This window comes from Shinella sp. JR1-6 (genome assembly GCF_004284735.1).
GTDB lineage: Bacteria > Pseudomonadota > Alphaproteobacteria > Rhizobiales > Rhizobiaceae > Shinella.
In genome coordinates, this window is the sequence record NZ_SHMI01000004.1 from 448059 (window position 1) to 462945 (window position 14887).

The window sequence follows — 14887 nt, forward strand, 5'->3', positions numbered from 1 at the left end:
AAGGCCGCGGTTTCCGCGGCCTTTTTTTGGTCAGGAGCTTGCCCGGCGGAACAGCCTTCAGGCGACGACCGTGTTCCGGCCCATCGATTTTGCCCGGTAGAGGTTGCGATCGGAGGCGGCGAGCGCCTCGGCGGGATCGAAGCGCGGCGCGCAGTGGAAGACGCCGATGCTGATGCCGAGCGCGATGCGCATACCTGACGGCGCGCGGAGGTCGATTGCCTCCACCGCCTCGCGGATCGTCTGCGAATGGCCCAGCATGTGGTCGGGTGAGGCGGCGTCGAGGAAGACGGCGAACTCCTCGCCGCCCAGCCGGCCGATGAGGTCGTCCTCCCCCGAAAGCTTGCCCAAAAGCGCCCCAACGAGGCGCAGCGCCTCGTCACCCGCGGCGTGGCCGAAGCGGTCGTTGACGGACTTGAAGTGGTCGAGGTCGAGGAAGAGCAGGCCGCCGGAGCGGCCATTGCGGCTGCGGGTTTCAAGTTCGGCCAGAAAGGTCGCGCGGTTGAGCACGCCCGTCAGCGCGTCGCGCTGCGCCTGGTGTTTCAGGCGGGCATAGGCCTCGGCAAGCTGGTCCTTTGCGCTGGCGAGGGCGGCATTGGCGGTGCGCAGCCGGTCCGCTTGGTAGAAATGCAGGATCGAGACGGGAATGGAGATGGCGATCGGACAGACGATGGTCATGACGAGGCCGGCGCCCGCCACCTGGCCGCCCATGAGCGGCACGAAGGCGAAGCTGATGGCGAGGGATGCCAGCGTCGCAAGAATGCCGACCGCCAATGCCTTGCCGAGGATTTTGTGCATGGAAAAAGCCCGCGTCCGTATTGATCGCGGGCTCTGATTAGGAGCGTCTTATTGAAAAAGCCTGAATTCCTTCGGTAAAAGGCATCCGGCCGTTCACATTGACGTTACGGCAGGCAAATCACCGGTCGGACCAGACCGCCAGCTCGTAGCCGTCGGGGTCGGTGAACTGGAAGCGCCGGCCGCCGGGAAAGTCGAAGATCGGCTTGACGATCGTTCCGCCCGCCGCTGTCACCCGTTCCTGAACCTCTTCCAGCGCATCGGCAAAGAGGATGACGAGCGGGCCGCCCTTGGCGCTGACCGGGGCAAGCGTCGTGAAGCCGCCGGTGAGGCGGCCGTCCTGGAACTCGCAGTACTGCGGGCCGTAGTCGGTAAAGGTCCAGCCGAAGGCCGCGCCGTAGAAGGCCTTGCTTGCCGCGATATCCGCGACGTTGAACTCGATGTAGTCGATCTTGCGATCTGCGCCTCTGGTGCTCATTCCTGTCCGTCCTTTTCTTCCATCAGTCTCGCCAGCGTTTCGAGATCACGCGCCACATGGGCCGCGTCCCGCTCGAAGGCTGCGTCGTCCATATCCGGTTGCTGCAGCAACAGGAACATCACCTCCGCGCCATCGCCGTTCGGCGCGACGCGCAGCGCATTGTCCACCACCCGCCCGTCCGGCAGCGTCACCCGATGGTCGACGATGCCGAAATCGTTCGGCGGGGCGAAGTGCACCCGCACATCGCCGATCGGCCCGCCGTGGGCGATCCAGTCTTCGCCGTCGCGCGTCAGCCCGGCGGCAAGGCCCGAGGCCCAGAGCGGCATGTTTTCCGGCCGGGCGGCAAAGGCGTGCACCGCACGCCAGTCACACCGGATGGTGCGGTGGATGATACGAGCGGGCAGGGTGGTCATCGGTTTCTCCATTCGGCGCCACGATACGCGGTCCCTTGCCGAAGTCTTGAACAAAACGGACATGTCAGACGCGCATCTGCCTCTGGATCTCGCCGGGCGTCAGGCTGGTCAATGCCAGCACGTCCCGGTTCATGTGCGCCTGGTCGGCAAAGCCCGTGTCGGCGGCAAGGCCGGCGAGGGAGGTGCCCGGCCCGGCGACCCGGTCGAGCAGGCTCTGCAATCTGAGGATACGGGCCAACGCCTTCGGCCCGTAGCCGAACTCGGCGACGCTGATGCGCCGGAGCGTGCGCGTCGTCACGCCGATTTCGGCGGCGATGACCTCCGGAGGCCGACGAGCGCTCAGTGCATACAGGGCCGCTGCATCGGGCCGCAGGTCGGGAATTTCTCCCATGCCGGTGGCGAAAATCGCCTGGAGCAGCCGCAGTCTCTGCCGGGGGCCAGAAGTTGCAAGCAGGCGCTCGTGCTGGGTGACCAGCCCGTGCAGGCCGATATCGGCAAGGGGCACGACCTTGCCGGTCAGCGCGTCGAGGTCGCAGCGCAAGAGGTGGCGGGCGATGCCGGGTCGCAGGCGCAACCCGAGGATCGCCTCGCCCGGCCGGAGTTTTGGAAAGGCGGCGGTACGATCAGGCCCGGCAACGCGAAAACCCTGTTCCGTCCACAACAGGTCGACGCAGCCATCCGGCACGACAGCAATGCGTGCGGCCGGCGGGTTTTCGGGCGCACGATGCATCCAGGCGCAGCGAATGACGGCCGAGAGCGCGTCCGCAGGTGCGTATTCGCGGTAGTCGCCGTAGCGCTTGGCCAGGATGGTGCCCGTCATTGTCCGTCCTCTGTGCGGCAACCCGCCACGCCCTGCTATGTCCAAAACTTGACGTAGATCAACGATGGAGACCGTCGTTGGCGTCATTGTGCCGGCACAACGACAGGTGCGGCCGACAGACATGCAACAGAATACCACGACGATCTACAATTCCATCGAGCGCCATGAGGCGGAACCCGTCAATTCGGCGAAGGTTCGAAAGCCGCTTTACGAAAAGCGCAAGAAGATCTTCCCGAAGCGTGCGGAAGGCCGCTTCCGGCAGTTCAAGTGGCTGGTGATGCTGATCACGCTCGGCATCTATTACCTGACACCCTGGATCCGCTGGGATCGTGGGCCGCACGCGCCGGACCAGGCGGTGCTCATCGACCTTGCCGGCCGTCGTTTCTATTTCTTCTTCATCGAGATCTGGCCGCAGGAATTCTTCTTCGTCGCCGGTCTGCTCGTCATGGCGGGCTTCGGGCTGTTTCTCGTCACCTCGGCGGTAGGGCGCGCCTGGTGCGGTTATGCCTGTCCGCAGACCGTCTGGGTCGATCTCTTCCTTGTCGTGGAGCGGGCGATCGAAGGCGACCGCAATGCGCGGATAAAGCTCGACACCGGGCCGTGGACGCTCGACAAGATCTGGAAGCGTGTCAGCAAGCACGCCGTCTGGCTGGTGATCGCGGTTGCGACCGGTGGCGCCTGGATCTTCTATTTCGCCGATGCGCCGACGCTGCTCGTCGATTTCGCGATGCTGAAAGCACCGCCCGTCGCCTACATCACCGTCGCCATCCTGACCGCGACCACCTACATTTTCGGCGGGCTGATGCGCGAGCAGGTCTGCACCTATATGTGCCCCTGGCCGCGCATCCAGGCGGCGATGCTCGATGAGAGTTCGCTGGTCGTCACCTACAACGACTGGCGCGGCGAGCCGCGCACCCGCCATGCCAAGAAGGCGATCGCCGCCGGCGAGAGCGTCGGCGATTGCGTCGATTGCAACGCCTGCGTCGTCGTCTGTCCCATGGGCATCGACATCCGCGACGGCCAGCAGCTCGAATGCATCACCTGCGCGCTGTGCATCGATGCCTGCGACAATGTGATGGACAAGATCGGCAAGGAGCGCGGCCTCATCGCCTATGCGACGCTGTCGGACTATTCGGCCAACATGGCGCTCGCCACGGCCGGCGGCACGGAGCCGGTCGATCCGAAGCGCGTGCGCGGTGCCGACGGCGCCTTCGGCGGCAAGATCCGGCATTTCGACTGGCGCATCATTTTCCGCCCGCGCACGCTGCTTTATTTCGGCGTCTGGTCGCTGGCCGGCTTTGCGCTGCTCTTCGCGCTCCTTTCGCGCGACCGGCTGGACCTCAACGTCATCCACGACCGCAATCCGCAGTTCGTCGTCGAATCGGACGGTTCGATCCGCAACGGCTATGCGGTGAAGCTGCTCAACATGATCCCCGAGCCGCGCGTCATCACCGTGTCGATCGAGGGCATGCCGGGCGCAACGATGAAGATCGCCGGCCATGAGAGCGCCGACGGCCGCAGCGTCGATGTACCGGCCGATCCGGACAAGGTGACGGCGCTGCGTGTTTTCGTCACCCTGCCGAAGGATCGGCTTGCAGAAGCGGCCGAAGGCTTCCAGATTATCGCGGAAGACCGGCAGGGCCACGAGCGCGACGTCTATTCCGCCAATTTCAACACGCCGGGAGCAAAGTGATGGCCATGGAACGCAAGGAACAGGGTTTCGTCTTTACCGGCTGGCATATGGCGGGTGTCATGGTGCTGTTCTTCGGCACGATCATCACCGTCAACCTGATCATGGCGTGGAATGCCTCGAACAGCTGGAGCGGCCTCGTCGTGCCCAACACCTATGTCGCCAGCCAGCAATTCAACGGCAAGGTGGCGGAAGCGCGCGCGCTTGCGGCCAGCGGCATCGAGGGTGACCTCACCGTGAAGGATGATCGCATCGTCTACCGTGTCACCGATGCGAACGGCGCTCCCGTTGTCGCCAACGACGTCTCGGCGGTGTTCAAGCGGCCCGTCGACGAGCGCAAGGATTTCACGGTCGCTCTTCAGCCGGCGGGCGAGGGGCTGTTCGCGGCGGACCGCGCGGTGCCGGCCGGCCAGTGGGTCGTCGATATCAGCACGAGGCGCGATGGCGAGAAGGTCTTCCACCAGACCGTGCGCACCGTTGTTGCGGGAGGGGCGAAATGAGCTGCTGCGCACCCGGTACGGAGGGCGCCATCGATGCACAGCGTGCCGCGCTGCCTTCCTCGGAAGAACTGATGCTGGCGAGCCGCCCCGTCGGCGAAGGCCTGCGCCAGAACGACCTCAGCGTGCCGGGCGTCTATTGCGGCGCCTGCATCACCACGGTCGAGGGCGCGCTGAACGCGCTGCCCGTCGTGGAACGGGCGCGCGTCAACCTCTCCACCCGCCGCGTTTCGGTGGTCTGGAAGGAGGAAGTCGAAGGCCGGCGCACCGATCCGCAGGAGATCGCCAGCGCCATTCGCGCCACGGGTTATGACACGCATCTCTTCTCGCTCGCGGCGGAAGGCGACGACCGCCTGCGCAACCAGCTGATCCGCGCCGTTGCCGTATCCGGCTTCGCCGCGATGAACATCATGCTGCTCTCGGTCTCCGTCTGGTCGGGCGCGGAGGCCGCGACGCGCGACCTCTTCCACTGGATCTCCGCGCTGATCGCCGGCCCGACGCTGATCTATGCCGGCCGCTTCTTCTACCAGTCGGCCTGGAATGCGGTGCGTCACGGCCGCACCAACATGGATGTGCCGATTGCGCTCGCCATCACGCTCTCCTACGCCGTTTCACTCTGGGAGACGCTGCACAGCGCCGAGCATGCCTGGTTCGACGCGACGGTGAGCCTGCTTTTCTTCCTTCTGATCGGCCGTACGCTGGACCACGTCATGCGCGACCGCGCCCGCTCGGCCATAACCGGCCTTGCCCGCCTTTCGCCGCGCGGGGCAATGGTCATCCGGCCGGATGGCAGCCGCGACTACCGGCCTGTCGAGGAGATCGCCGTCGGCGAGCACCTTTCCATCGCCGCCGGCGAGCGTATCCCGGTCGATTGCCGCGTGCTTTCTGGCGCAAGCGACATCGACCGCTCAATCGTCAACGGCGAAAGCGATCCCCTGGCCGCCTCGCCGGGCACGCGGCTGGAAGCGGGTGCGATGAACCTCACCGGCTCGCTGACCGTCGAGGCTGTCGCCACGGCGCGCAATTCGTTCCTGTCGGAGGTCATCGGTCTGATGGAGGCCGCGGAAGGGGGCCGGGCCCGCTATCGCCGCATCGCCGACCGCGCCGCGCAGATCTATTCGCCGGCCGTGCACCTGCTGGCGCTCGTCTCCTTCCTCGGCTGGGGTTTCTACGATGGCGACTGGAAGCATGCCATGCTCGTCGCCATCGCCGTGCTGATCATTACCTGCCCCTGCGCGCTCGGCCTCGCGGTGCCGGTGGTGCAGGTCGTTGCGGCAGGACGCCTGTTTGCCGGCGGCGTGATGGTCAAGGATGGGTCGGCCATGGAACGCCTAGCCGAGATCGACACCGCCGTCTTCGACAAGACCGGTACGCTGACGCTCGGCAAGCCGCGCCTCGTCGATCGCGAAAAGGCCGATCGCACCCATCTCGCGCTGGCGTCGGCGCTCGCTGCCCATTCGCGCCATCCGCTGTCGATGGCGCTGGCGAGCGCCTGGGCAGGGCCGATGCCGCTCTTTGAAAGCGTGACGGAAGTTGCTGGCGGTGGCCTGGAGGCGGAGACGCCCCAGGGCCTCTATCGCCTAGGCAACCGCGCCTTCGCCAGCGGCAGTGCCGCGGCCGGCGACGAGGAACACGGGCTTTCGGAAGTCGTGCTCTCGCGCAACGGCAAGGTGCTGGAAACCTTCCGTTTCGAGGACACCCTGAGGGCTGGGGCGGAGGATGCCATCGCCACGCTGAAGCGGGCGCAGATCGATATGGCGATCCTCTCGGGTGACCGGGCGCCGGCCGTTGCCCGCATCGCGGGCCTTCTCGGCATCGCGCGCTGGCGCGCTGCGCTGTCGCCCCGGGAAAAGACGGAAGCGGTCACCGAGCGGGCGGCGGCCGGCCACCGCGTGCTGATGGTCGGTGACGGCATCAACGATGCGCCGGCGCTCGCCGCCGCCCACGTCTCCATCGCCCCGGCCACGGCGGCCGATGTCGGCCGGCAGGCGGCGGATTTCGTCTTCCTGCACGAGAGCCTCGAGGCCGTGCCCTTCGCCCATGCGACCGCCAGCCGTGCCGGCCGTCTTATCCGGCAGAATTTCGCGCTCGCCATCGGCTACAATGTCGTCGCCGTGCCGATCGCAATTCTCGGCCACGCCACGCCGCTGATCGCCGCCATCGCCATGTCCACCTCGTCGATCATCGTCGTGGTGAACTCGCTGCGCCTGCGCGGCCAGATGCCGGCCTTCGCCATGCGGGCGGCGGACGAGGCCCGCCCGGTCAATCCGCTGGTGCGCGCGGCATGAACACGCTGGTCTTTCTCATTCCCATCGCGCTCTTTCTCGGCGGGCTCGGGCTTGCCGCCTTCCTCTGGTCGTTGAAGAGCGGGCAGTATGACGATGTCGAGGGCGCCGCCTGGCGCGTTCTCGACGATGGCGACGACAAGCCGAAGCGCTGACGGCGCCGCTGCAGGCGGGTGAATTATGGGATCTGAATCGCCATGCAGATGGCGGTGAAAATCCCGCCAAAGGCAAACAATCCCTTGTCGTAAATCGATTTGAATGCCAAAACACCACCGCTGGAGCAGAGCTCCTCACTCTCTTTCTGCGCGGCGTTTCCGGCATGGGTCTGGAAGTATCCCACGCCGCGCCATCCTACGGAGGTATGAACGTGGCACAGGCGGAAATCGGTCTCATCGGTCTCGGCGTGATGGGGTCCAACCTTGCGCTCAATATTGCTGAAAAAGGCAACAAGATCGCAGTCTTCAATCGCACGGTGGCGCGCACGAAGGAGTTCTACGAGGAAGCTGGCGACCTCAAGGGGCAGATCGTCCCTTGCGAGACGATCGAGGAATTCGTTGCCGCCATCCGCCCGCCACGGCCGATCATCATCATGATCCAGGCCGGTGCCGCGGTTGACCAGCAGATGGATCTGCTGCGCCCCTATCTCGAACAGAACGACATCATGATCGATGCCGGCAACGCGAACTTCCGCGACACGATGCGCCGCTTCGATGCGCTGAAGGACAGCGGCCTTACCTTCATCGGCATGGGCGTTTCCGGTGGCGAAGAAGGCGCGCGTCACGGCCCCTCCATCATGGTCGGCGGCACGGAAGAGTCGTGGAAGCGCGTCGAGAAGGTGCTGACCTCGATTGCCGCCACGTACAAGGACGAGCCCTGCGTCGCCTGGCTCGGCGAGAACGGCGCCGGTCACTTCGTCAAGACCATCCACAACGGCATCGAGTATGCCGACATGCAGATGATCGCCGAGATCTACGGCATCCTGCGCGACGGCCTGAAGATGAGCGCGTCGGAAATCAGCGCCGTCTTCGGCGAATGGAACAAGGGCCGTCTCGAATCCTATCTGATCGAGATCACCGAGACGGTTCTTGCCGCCAAGGACCCGATCGGCGGTGGACCGATGGTCGACATGATCCTCGACAAGGCCGGCCAGAAGGGTACGGGAAAATGGTCCGCCATCGAGGCGCAGAACATGGGCGTGCCGGCGACCGGCATCGAGGCCGCCGTCGCCGCCCGCTCGATCTCCTCGTTCAAGACGGAGCGCGAAGCCGCTGAAAGGATCCTCGGCCTGCCGGACGTGCCGGCACTCGCCGTGGCCGACAAGGCCGCCTTCATCAAGGACCTCGAAAGCGCGTTGCTGGCTGGCAAGATCGGTGCCTATGCGCAGGGCTTTGCCGTGATGTCCGCCGCCTCGAAGGAATATGGCTGGAACCTGCCGATGCCGACCATCGCCAAGATCTGGCGTGCCGGCTGCATCATCCGCTCGCAGTTCCTTGACGAGATCACCAGCGCCTTCACCAAGGCGCCGGATGCGGCGAACCTCATCGTCACACCGGCCTTTGCGGCCATGGTCAAGGAAACCGACGGGGCGCTGCGCCGCGTCGTCTCCGCTGCCGCGCTGCACGGCCTGCCGGTCCCTGCGCTCGCCTCTGCGCTCGGTTATTTCGACAGCTACCGCCGCGCGCGCGGCACGGCCAACGTCATCCAGGCCCAGCGCGACTTCTTCGGCGCCCATGGCTTCGACCGCGTCGACGGTGCCGATAGCCATCACGGTCCGTGGGGTTCCGGCCTCAACGCCTGAGATCCGGCGACACGATGAGAAAAGGCCCGGTCGCAAGACCGGGCCTTTTCGTTTGCGGGTGTCTTGCGGCTGCATCAGGCATAGACGCCGCGAAGATGCGGGCCGATGGCGCCGTCCGACAGGGCTGCGAGTGCAGGTTTCGCCGAGGCTTTGGGCGGGGGCATTCTCGTGCCGATCGCAAACAGGACGGCACTGGCCACCGAGAAGCCCGCGAAAAGAAGGAACATGCCGGGGCCGCCGAAGGCGCCGAGCATGAGGCCGCCGAAGGTCGGGCCGACGAAATTGCCGAGGGTCGAGAACGAGTGGGCGCCGAAATAGCTGCCCCTGTTGCGGTCGTTCGCGATGCCGTCGACCAGCATGTATTCCGACGGGACGACCAGGATTTCGCCGATGGTGAAAACGACCATCGAGATGGCAAGGCCCCAGAGGCCGGCGGAGAAGAGGAAGCCGAGCTCGCCGGCAAGGAACAGCAGGCAACCGACGATGAGGGCATTGAGTGCGCCGGCGCGTTCGATGAAGCGGCGGGCGAACGGGTTTCCGATCAGGACGACCGCGCCGTTGATGGAGACGATGTAGGCAAAGATCTCCACGCCACCGGGTATGCTGCCGGAAAGATAGGGGGCGAGCGTGGCCGACCATTGACCGTATACGGCGATCAGCAGGGTGCCACCGCCGACGAAGAAGGCAAGGCGCGGATCGCGGGCCGCGGTCTTGATGCTCTGAAGCACCGACAGTCTCGGTGTGGAAGCCTGCTCCACCGCGCTGCGGTGCAGCGGCACGGCCAGCAGGTAGAGCGCAAGCGCGAACATCGCATAGACGGCGCCGGCGATGATGAAGAGCGTCATGGACGCGGCGCCCGCCGCAATGCCGATCAGCGGGCCGACGGCAAAGCCGAAGTTGATCGCCATGTAGCGCCAGGAGAAATATTTGAGACGCAGCGGTTCGGGGCACACGTCGCTCATCAGCGCGCGGGAAACCGGTTCGTTGATCGCAACCGCGACGGCCGCGACGACCTGGGCGATGCAGAAGGCGAGCACCGTCTCGGCGATCCCCATGCCGACCATGGCCAGGGCCATGGACAGCAGCGTAAGCGTCAGCACGGCCTTGCGGCCCACCTTGTCCGACAGCGAACCCGCAAAGGGGGCGGCGACCGCGCCGACGAGCGGACCGATGCCCAGCAACATGCCGATCATCGCCGGTCCGAGGCCGAAGGTCTGCTGCAGCTTGATGGCGAGGAACGAGAGCGTCATTGCCCTTGCGATGTTGACAAGGCCGGCGCCCGCGATGAGGAACAGCACATAGTTCAGTCTTTGTTTCTCGTCGGCCATCATCGCTCCTTGCCCGGCTGCCGTGCTGATTCACGCGACCGCTCTGCGGTGCCGTAAAAACGAGCGATCCGCAACGGCCAGAAATGACCACAGCGGGGCTCCGGCCAGCCGGGGCAGGGGGCGTGTGTCAGGTGTCATCCGTCGGGATCGGATAGCTGAGGGTCTGCAGGTCTTCCGGCGCCGCTCCCTCGATGCGGCCGATGACGGCCTTGGCGAGCTCGCGGCCGGCAAGGCGGATGTCCTCGCGCATGGTCACGACCTCGGGCCGCAGCCATTGCAGGAACATGTGCGGCTCCTTCGACACCATGTCGATGTCCTCGCCGAGTTTGCGGCCGTTGGCCTCCAGCGCGGCGATCAGTGCCACTGCGCCGCCGCAGCTGCCCGAGACGATGCCGTCGGGCCCGTCCGGTGCGCTGAACAGCGCTTCCGCGGCCCTGCGGATATCGACGAGATTGTTGTCGAGGTTTACCTGATTGAAGGGCAGCGCCATCGCGCCGAAATCGCGAATGCCCTTTTCGAACCCTGCCCGCATATGCAGGTAGAAGGTGAGGTAGGGTGGCGGCTGCAGCAGGATGAGCCGCTTGCGGCCGCGCTCGACGAGCTTGCGGACCGCCTCGTAGGCAAAACGCTCGTTGTCGAAATCGTGGTAGGGATGGTTGAGATCCATTTCCGTGCGCCCGTGCGTGGCGAAGGGAAAGTTACGCTCCATCATCAGTGCGACGCGCGGGTCCTTCGGTTCGGTGCGCGAGATGATCACACCGTCGGCCGCGCCCGTTTCCAGCACGTAGCGCACCGGATCCAGCGCATTGCCCTGCGCCCTGTAGGGTGTCACCACGAGATGGTACTGGGTCGTCGCGAGGACTTCCGAAATGCCGATGACCATGGGGCTTGTCAGGCCCATGATCTCTTCCTCCAGGCTGAGGATCAGGCTGATGACATTCGTCTTGCCGGTTCTCAGACGCACGCCGGCGCGGTTTGGCTGGTAGCCGATCTGGCGCGCGACGAGGCGCACGCGCTCCTTCGTCTCCGCACCGATATCGGGAGCGTCCTTCAGCGCCCGCGAAACCGTGGTGATGCCGAGGCCCGTCATGAAGGCGATCGTCTTCAGCGTCGGCCGCTCGCCCGGTTGTGGAAGCGCTCCGGCCGGGCCCTCGCTCTTCGTCTTGTCCATCCCCAGCCTGCCACCTCTGCGCCCTTGGACCGGTTATACATTTTTTACCTTGGCCCGCCACTCCCTCGCGACGGGTAGCCTCAAGCTGTAACGATACAGGTTCTTTGTCGAGCAAAAAAATACACCGTTGGTGGCCCAGGTAAGTCGGAGGGTTCGTTTTGCACCGCAAAGCCATAAAGTATGCGCTTGCGAAATTTTCCGTATGTACCAGTTTTCAACTATTCATTTTTTTTGTAATATAAACAATTATTTGATTTCATTCTGCGTGGTTTCCGTTGCGACCCTTATCGCCAGAAATACGGTATTCTCTGGTCGGTAAAATTTGCGCGGGGAGGAAAAGCCGCTTTTGTCTTTCACCCCTGTTGCGTGATGAAAACGATTAGGCTACGTTTTTACTGCAACGTTTCAGTGGGGGAGGAGACTCATGAAAATGCGCTTTATGGCTGCTGCGCTGGCAGCGACCGCGGTCCTGCCGTTTGCCGTCGCCAACGCGACCGATCTGGAGGTGACCCATTGGTGGACGTCGGGCGGGGAGGCTGCGGCGGTCGCGGAATTTGCAAAGGCCTTCGATGCGACGGGCAACAAATGGGTCGATGGCGCGATTGCAGGTGCCGGCGGCACGGCGCGCCCGATCATGGTCAGCCGCATCACCGGCGGCGACCCGATGGGGGCGACCCAGTTCAATCACGGGCGCCAGGCGGAGGAGCTGATCGAGGCCGGCCTCCTGCGCGACCTCACGGATGTCGCGACGCGCGAGAACTGGAAGGAGATCGTCAAGCCCGCCAGCCTGCTCGACAGCTGCACGGTCGACGGCAAGGTCTATTGCGCGCCGGTCAACATCCATTCCTGGCAATGGCTGTGGCTGTCGAACGCCGCCTTCGAGACGGCGGGCGTGCCTGTTCCGAAGAGCTGGGACGAGTTCGTTGCCGCCGCGCCCGCGCTGGAAAAGGCCGGCATCGTTCCGCTCGCCCTCGGCGGCCAGCCCTGGCAGGCGGCCGGTGCCTTCGACGTGCTGATGGTGGCGATCGCCGGCAAGGACACGTTCAACGCGGTGTTCAAGGACAAGGACGCCGAGGTGGCGGCCGGTCCTGACATGGCAAAGGTCTTCAAGGCGGCCGAGGATGCGCGGCGCATGTCCAAGGGCACGAATGTGCAGGACTGGAACCAGGCGACCAATATGGTGATAACGGGCAAGGCCGGCGGCCAGATCATGGGCGACTGGGCGCAGGGCGAGTTCGCGCTCGCCGGCAAGGTGGCCGGCAAGGATTATACCTGCCTTCCGGGCCTCGGCGTGAACGAGGTCATCTCGACCGGCGGCGATGCTTTCTATTTCCCGGTTCTGGCGGATGCGGAGAAGTCCAAGGCGCAGGAAGTGCTGGCCTCCACGCTGCTCTCCCCGGTCACCCAGGTGGCGTTCAACCTCAAGAAAGGCTCGCTTCCCGTTCGGGGCGACGTCGATCTTGCGGCGGCGAACGACTGCATGAAGAAGGGCCTCGACATCCTCGCCAAGGGCAATGTGATCGAGGGGACAGACCAGCTTCTGACGGCCGACAGCCAGAAGCAGAAGGAGGATCTCTTCTCCGAATTCTTCGCCAATCCTGCGATGACGCCGGAAGACGCGCAGAAGCGGTTCACCGACATCATCGCTTCGGCGGACTGATCGGGTGGGCAATTCCGGCGGGTTTGCCTCCGGAATTGCGGGTGAATGCATCGGCCGGTGGCTTGCCGCTGGCCGGTGGCGCCCCTCGCGGGGCACATCCCTGATCGAGACCAAGGAGGAAGTGACCCATGACGGGCCAGGCACACACCGGTCGTCCCCGTAAACTGCTGCGCAATCTCAGTTCCAAGATTGCCTCCATTCCCATGATGCTCACCGCTGTCGTCATCTTTCTCGGCGGCACGATCTGGACGGTCGTCTATTCGTTCACCAATTCGAAGCTGCTGCCACGGGCGAAGTTCGTCGGCCTCGACCAGTACGAGCGCCTGTGGGATGCGCCGCGCTGGATCGTCTCGATCCAGAATCTCGCGATCTACGGCGCGCTGACACTGGTCTTCAGCCTCGTCATGGGGTTCGTGCTGGCGGCGCTGATGGACCAGAAGATCCGCTTCGAAAACACGTTTCGCACGATCTTCCTCTTTCCCTTCGCGCTGTCCTTCATTGTCACCGGCCTCGTCTGGCAGTGGATTCTCAATCCGGAATTCGGCGTGCAATCCGTCGTGCGTTCGCTCGGCTGGGAAAGCTTTGCCTTCGATCCGCTCTACGATGCGCAGATCGTCATCTACGGCGTGCTGATCGCCGGCCTCTGGCAGGGTACGGGGCTTGTCATGTGCCTGCTGCTTGCGGGGCTTCGCGGCATTGACGAGGACATCTGGAAGGCGGCGCGCGTCGACGGTATCCCGATGTGGAAGACCTATCTCTTTATCGTCATCCCGATGATGCGCCCCGTCTTCATCACCACCCTCGTCATCATCGCCAGCGGCATCGTCAAGGTCTATGACCTCGTGGTGGCGCAGACGAGCGGCGGGCCGGGTATCGCCTCGGAGGTGCCGGCGAAATACGTCTACGACTACATGTTCCAGGCCCAAAATCTCGGGCAGGGCTTTGCCGCCTCCACCATGATGCTCGTCACGGTCGCCATCATCATCATCCCCTGGGCCTACCTCGAATTCGGAGGGCGCAAGCGTGTCTGACAGCGTCATTCTTTCCGCTCCCGCAGCCGCTGCCAAAGCCGGTGCGGAGCCCTGGGGCGCCAAGCCTCGCCGTGCCCTTTCCGGCCGCAACATCATGCTCTACGGCACGCTCTTCGTCGCCGCGCTCTACTATCTGCTGCCGCTCTACGTGATGATCGTCACCTCGCTGAAGGGCATGCCGGAAATCCGCCTCGGCAACATCTTTTCGCCGCCGCTGGAAATCACCTTCGAACCCTGGGCGAAGGCCTGGGCCAGCGCCTGCACCGGCCTCAACTGTGATGGCCTGTCTCGCGGCTTCTGGAATTCCGTGCGCATCACCGTGCCCTCGACGCTGATCTCCATCCTCGTCGCCTCGGTCAACGGCTACGCGCTCGCCAACTGGAAGTTCAGAGGCGCGGATGTCTTCTTCACCATCCTCATCGTCGGGGCCTTCATTCCGTATCAGGTGATGATCTATCCGATCGTCATCGTGCTGCGCGAAATGGGGATCTACGGCACGCTGACCGGCCTCGTCCTGGTACACACCATCTTCGGCATGCCGATCCTTACACTGCTCTTCCGAAACTATTTTTCCGCGCTTCCGGAGGAACTGTTCAAGGCGGCGCGCATCGACGGGGCAGGGTTCTGGCAGATTTACCTGCGCATCATGCTGCCCATGTCGCTGCCGATCTTCGTCGTCGCGATGATCCTGCAGATCACCGGGATCTGGAACGACTTCCTCTTCGGTGTCGTCTTCACCCGGCCGGAGGTCTACCCGATGACCGTGCAGCTCAACAACATCGTCAACTCCGTGCAGGGGGTGAAGGAATACAACGTCAACATGGCCGCGACGCTGCTGACAGGCGCGGTTCCGCTCATCGTCTATTTCGTGTCGGGGCGTCTCTTCGTCCGCGGCATCGCCGCCGGCGCCGTGAAGGGATAAGC

At 64.5% G+C, this 14887-nt stretch carries 15 protein-coding genes; 8 read left to right on the forward strand and 7 right to left on the reverse strand.

What is annotated here, in order from left to right:
* Positions 1–57: 57 nt before the first annotated feature.
* The 4 genes from EXZ48_RS09810 to EXZ48_RS09825 form a co-directional block, all read right to left on the reverse strand.
* Positions 58–795 (reverse strand): GGDEF domain-containing protein, encoded by a 738-nt coding sequence (locus EXZ48_RS09810; RefSeq protein WP_130515620.1) that lies wholly within the window; start codon positions 793–795, stop codon positions 58–60.
* A 118-nt stretch (positions 796–913) separates the two neighbouring features.
* Positions 914–1270, reverse strand: coding sequence for a VOC family protein (locus EXZ48_RS09815; protein WP_130515622.1), 357 nt, complete (start codon positions 1268–1270; stop codon positions 914–916).
* A complete protein-coding gene (locus EXZ48_RS09820; protein WP_130515624.1) occupies positions 1267–1683 on the reverse strand; it encodes an SRPBCC family protein in 417 nt (138 codons plus the stop codon). Before EXZ48_RS09820 ends, EXZ48_RS09815 begins: the two co-directional genes overlap by 4 nt.
* Before the next feature lie 64 nt (positions 1684–1747).
* On the reverse strand, positions 1748–2503 hold the full coding sequence (locus EXZ48_RS09825) for a helix-turn-helix domain-containing protein (RefSeq protein ID WP_050743267.1): 756 nt from the start codon (positions 2501–2503) through the stop codon (positions 1748–1750).
* 121 nt (positions 2504–2624) lie between these two features.
* Here EXZ48_RS09825 and ccoG point away from each other — a divergent pair, with 121 nt between their 5' ends.
* The 4 genes from ccoG to ccoS are packed head-to-tail and all read left to right on the forward strand — an operon-like array spanning position 2625 to position 7130.
* Entirely contained in the window at positions 2625–4196 is a 1572-nt protein-coding gene (ccoG, locus tag EXZ48_RS09830; RefSeq protein WP_037408047.1) for a cytochrome c oxidase accessory protein CcoG, read from the forward strand.
* Positions 4196–4693: a FixH family protein gene (locus EXZ48_RS09835; protein ID WP_130515626.1), complete on the forward strand. Its 498-nt coding sequence runs from the start codon at positions 4196–4198 to the stop codon at positions 4691–4693. The genes ccoG and EXZ48_RS09835 overlap by 1 nt, the downstream gene beginning before the upstream one ends.
* The gene (locus EXZ48_RS09840; protein WP_130515628.1) at positions 4690–6978 is read left to right on the forward strand and encodes a cation-translocating P-type ATPase; all 2289 of its coding nucleotides are present in this window, start codon (positions 4690–4692) and stop codon (positions 6976–6978) included. Before EXZ48_RS09835 ends, EXZ48_RS09840 begins: the two co-directional genes overlap by 4 nt.
* Positions 6975–7130, forward strand: a complete 156-nt coding sequence (gene ccoS, locus EXZ48_RS09845; RefSeq protein WP_023513303.1) for a cbb3-type cytochrome oxidase assembly protein CcoS — start codon at positions 6975–6977, stop codon at positions 7128–7130. The genes EXZ48_RS09840 and ccoS overlap by 4 nt, the downstream gene beginning before the upstream one ends.
* A 23-nt stretch (positions 7131–7153) precedes the next feature.
* On the opposite strand, the gene EXZ48_RS34825 is transcribed toward ccoS, so the two are convergent.
* Complete coding sequence (locus EXZ48_RS34825) at positions 7154–7315, reverse strand: hypothetical protein (protein ID WP_156334072.1); 162 nt, start codon at positions 7313–7315, stop codon at positions 7154–7156.
* Positions 7316–7342: 27 nt separating this feature from the next.
* On the opposite strand from EXZ48_RS34825, the gene gndA reads away from it, so the two are divergent.
* Positions 7343–8773 carry an NADP-dependent phosphogluconate dehydrogenase gene (gndA, locus tag EXZ48_RS09850; protein WP_130515629.1) on the forward strand — a complete coding sequence of 477 codons (1431 nt, stop codon included), beginning with the start codon at positions 7343–7345 and terminating at the stop codon, positions 8771–8773.
* A gap of 74 nt (positions 8774–8847) precedes the next feature.
* Here gndA and EXZ48_RS09855 read toward each other — a convergent pair whose 3' ends face one another.
* Together EXZ48_RS09855 and EXZ48_RS09860 are read right to left on the reverse strand one after the other, a co-directional pair.
* The gene (locus EXZ48_RS09855; protein ID WP_130515631.1) at positions 8848–10101 is read right to left on the reverse strand and encodes an MFS transporter; all 1254 of its coding nucleotides are present in this window, start codon (positions 10099–10101) and stop codon (positions 8848–8850) included.
* 127 nt (positions 10102–10228) lie between these two features.
* Positions 10229–11272, reverse strand: coding sequence for a LacI family transcriptional regulator (locus EXZ48_RS09860; protein ID WP_130515633.1), 1044 nt, complete (start codon positions 11270–11272; stop codon positions 10229–10231).
* Positions 11273–11696: 424 nt separating this feature from the next.
* On the opposite strand from EXZ48_RS09860, the gene EXZ48_RS09865 reads away from it, so the two are divergent.
* The 3 genes from EXZ48_RS09865 to EXZ48_RS09875 all read left to right on the forward strand — a co-directional run bounded on the left by EXZ48_RS09865 (position 11697) and on the right by EXZ48_RS09875 (position 14885).
* On the forward strand, positions 11697–12932 hold the full coding sequence (locus tag EXZ48_RS09865; RefSeq protein ID WP_130515635.1) for an ABC transporter substrate-binding protein: 1236 nt from the start codon (positions 11697–11699) through the stop codon (positions 12930–12932).
* A gap of 128 nt (positions 12933–13060) precedes the next feature.
* On the forward strand, positions 13061–13963 hold the full coding sequence (locus EXZ48_RS09870) for a carbohydrate ABC transporter permease (RefSeq protein WP_050743263.1): 903 nt from the start codon (positions 13061–13063) through the stop codon (positions 13961–13963).
* Entirely contained in the window at positions 13956–14885 is a 930-nt protein-coding gene (locus EXZ48_RS09875; RefSeq protein WP_023515923.1) for a carbohydrate ABC transporter permease, read from the forward strand. The genes EXZ48_RS09870 and EXZ48_RS09875 overlap by 8 nt, the downstream gene beginning before the upstream one ends.
* Positions 14886–14887 lie beyond the last annotated feature (2 nt).

Excerpts from the sequence above, each read along its gene's own strand:
- EXZ48_RS09865 (WP_130515635.1), top strand. The coding sequence starts at position 11,697 with ATGAAAATGCGCTTTATGGCTGCTGCGCTGGCAGCGACCGCGGTCCTG.
- ccoG (WP_037408047.1), top strand. The coding sequence starts at position 2,625 with ATGCAACAGAATACCACGACGATCTACAATTCCATCGAGCGCCATGAG.
- EXZ48_RS09840 (WP_130515628.1), top strand. The coding sequence starts at position 4,690 with ATGAGCTGCTGCGCACCCGGTACGGAGGGCGCCATCGATGCACAGCGT.
- EXZ48_RS09870 (WP_050743263.1), top strand. The coding sequence starts at position 13,061 with ATGACGGGCCAGGCACACACCGGTCGTCCCCGTAAACTGCTGCGCAAT.
- EXZ48_RS09835 (WP_130515626.1), top strand. The coding sequence starts at position 4,196 with ATGGCCATGGAACGCAAGGAACAGGGTTTCGTCTTTACCGGCTGGCAT.
- EXZ48_RS09815 (WP_130515622.1), bottom strand. The coding sequence starts at position 1,270 with ATGAGCACCAGAGGCGCAGATCGCAAGATCGACTACATCGAGTTCAAC.
- EXZ48_RS09855 (WP_130515631.1), bottom strand. The coding sequence starts at position 10,101 with ATGGCCGACGAGAAACAAAGACTGAACTATGTGCTGTTCCTCATCGCG.
- ccoS (WP_023513303.1), top strand. The coding sequence starts at position 6,975 with ATGAACACGCTGGTCTTTCTCATTCCCATCGCGCTCTTTCTCGGCGGG.
- EXZ48_RS09810 (WP_130515620.1), bottom strand. The coding sequence starts at position 795 with ATGCACAAAATCCTCGGCAAGGCATTGGCGGTCGGCATTCTTGCGACG.
- EXZ48_RS09860 (WP_130515633.1), bottom strand. The coding sequence starts at position 11,272 with ATGGACAAGACGAAGAGCGAGGGCCCGGCCGGAGCGCTTCCACAACCG.
- EXZ48_RS09825 (WP_050743267.1), bottom strand. The coding sequence starts at position 2,503 with ATGACGGGCACCATCCTGGCCAAGCGCTACGGCGACTACCGCGAATAC.
- EXZ48_RS09820 (WP_130515624.1), bottom strand. The coding sequence starts at position 1,683 with ATGACCACCCTGCCCGCTCGTATCATCCACCGCACCATCCGGTGTGAC.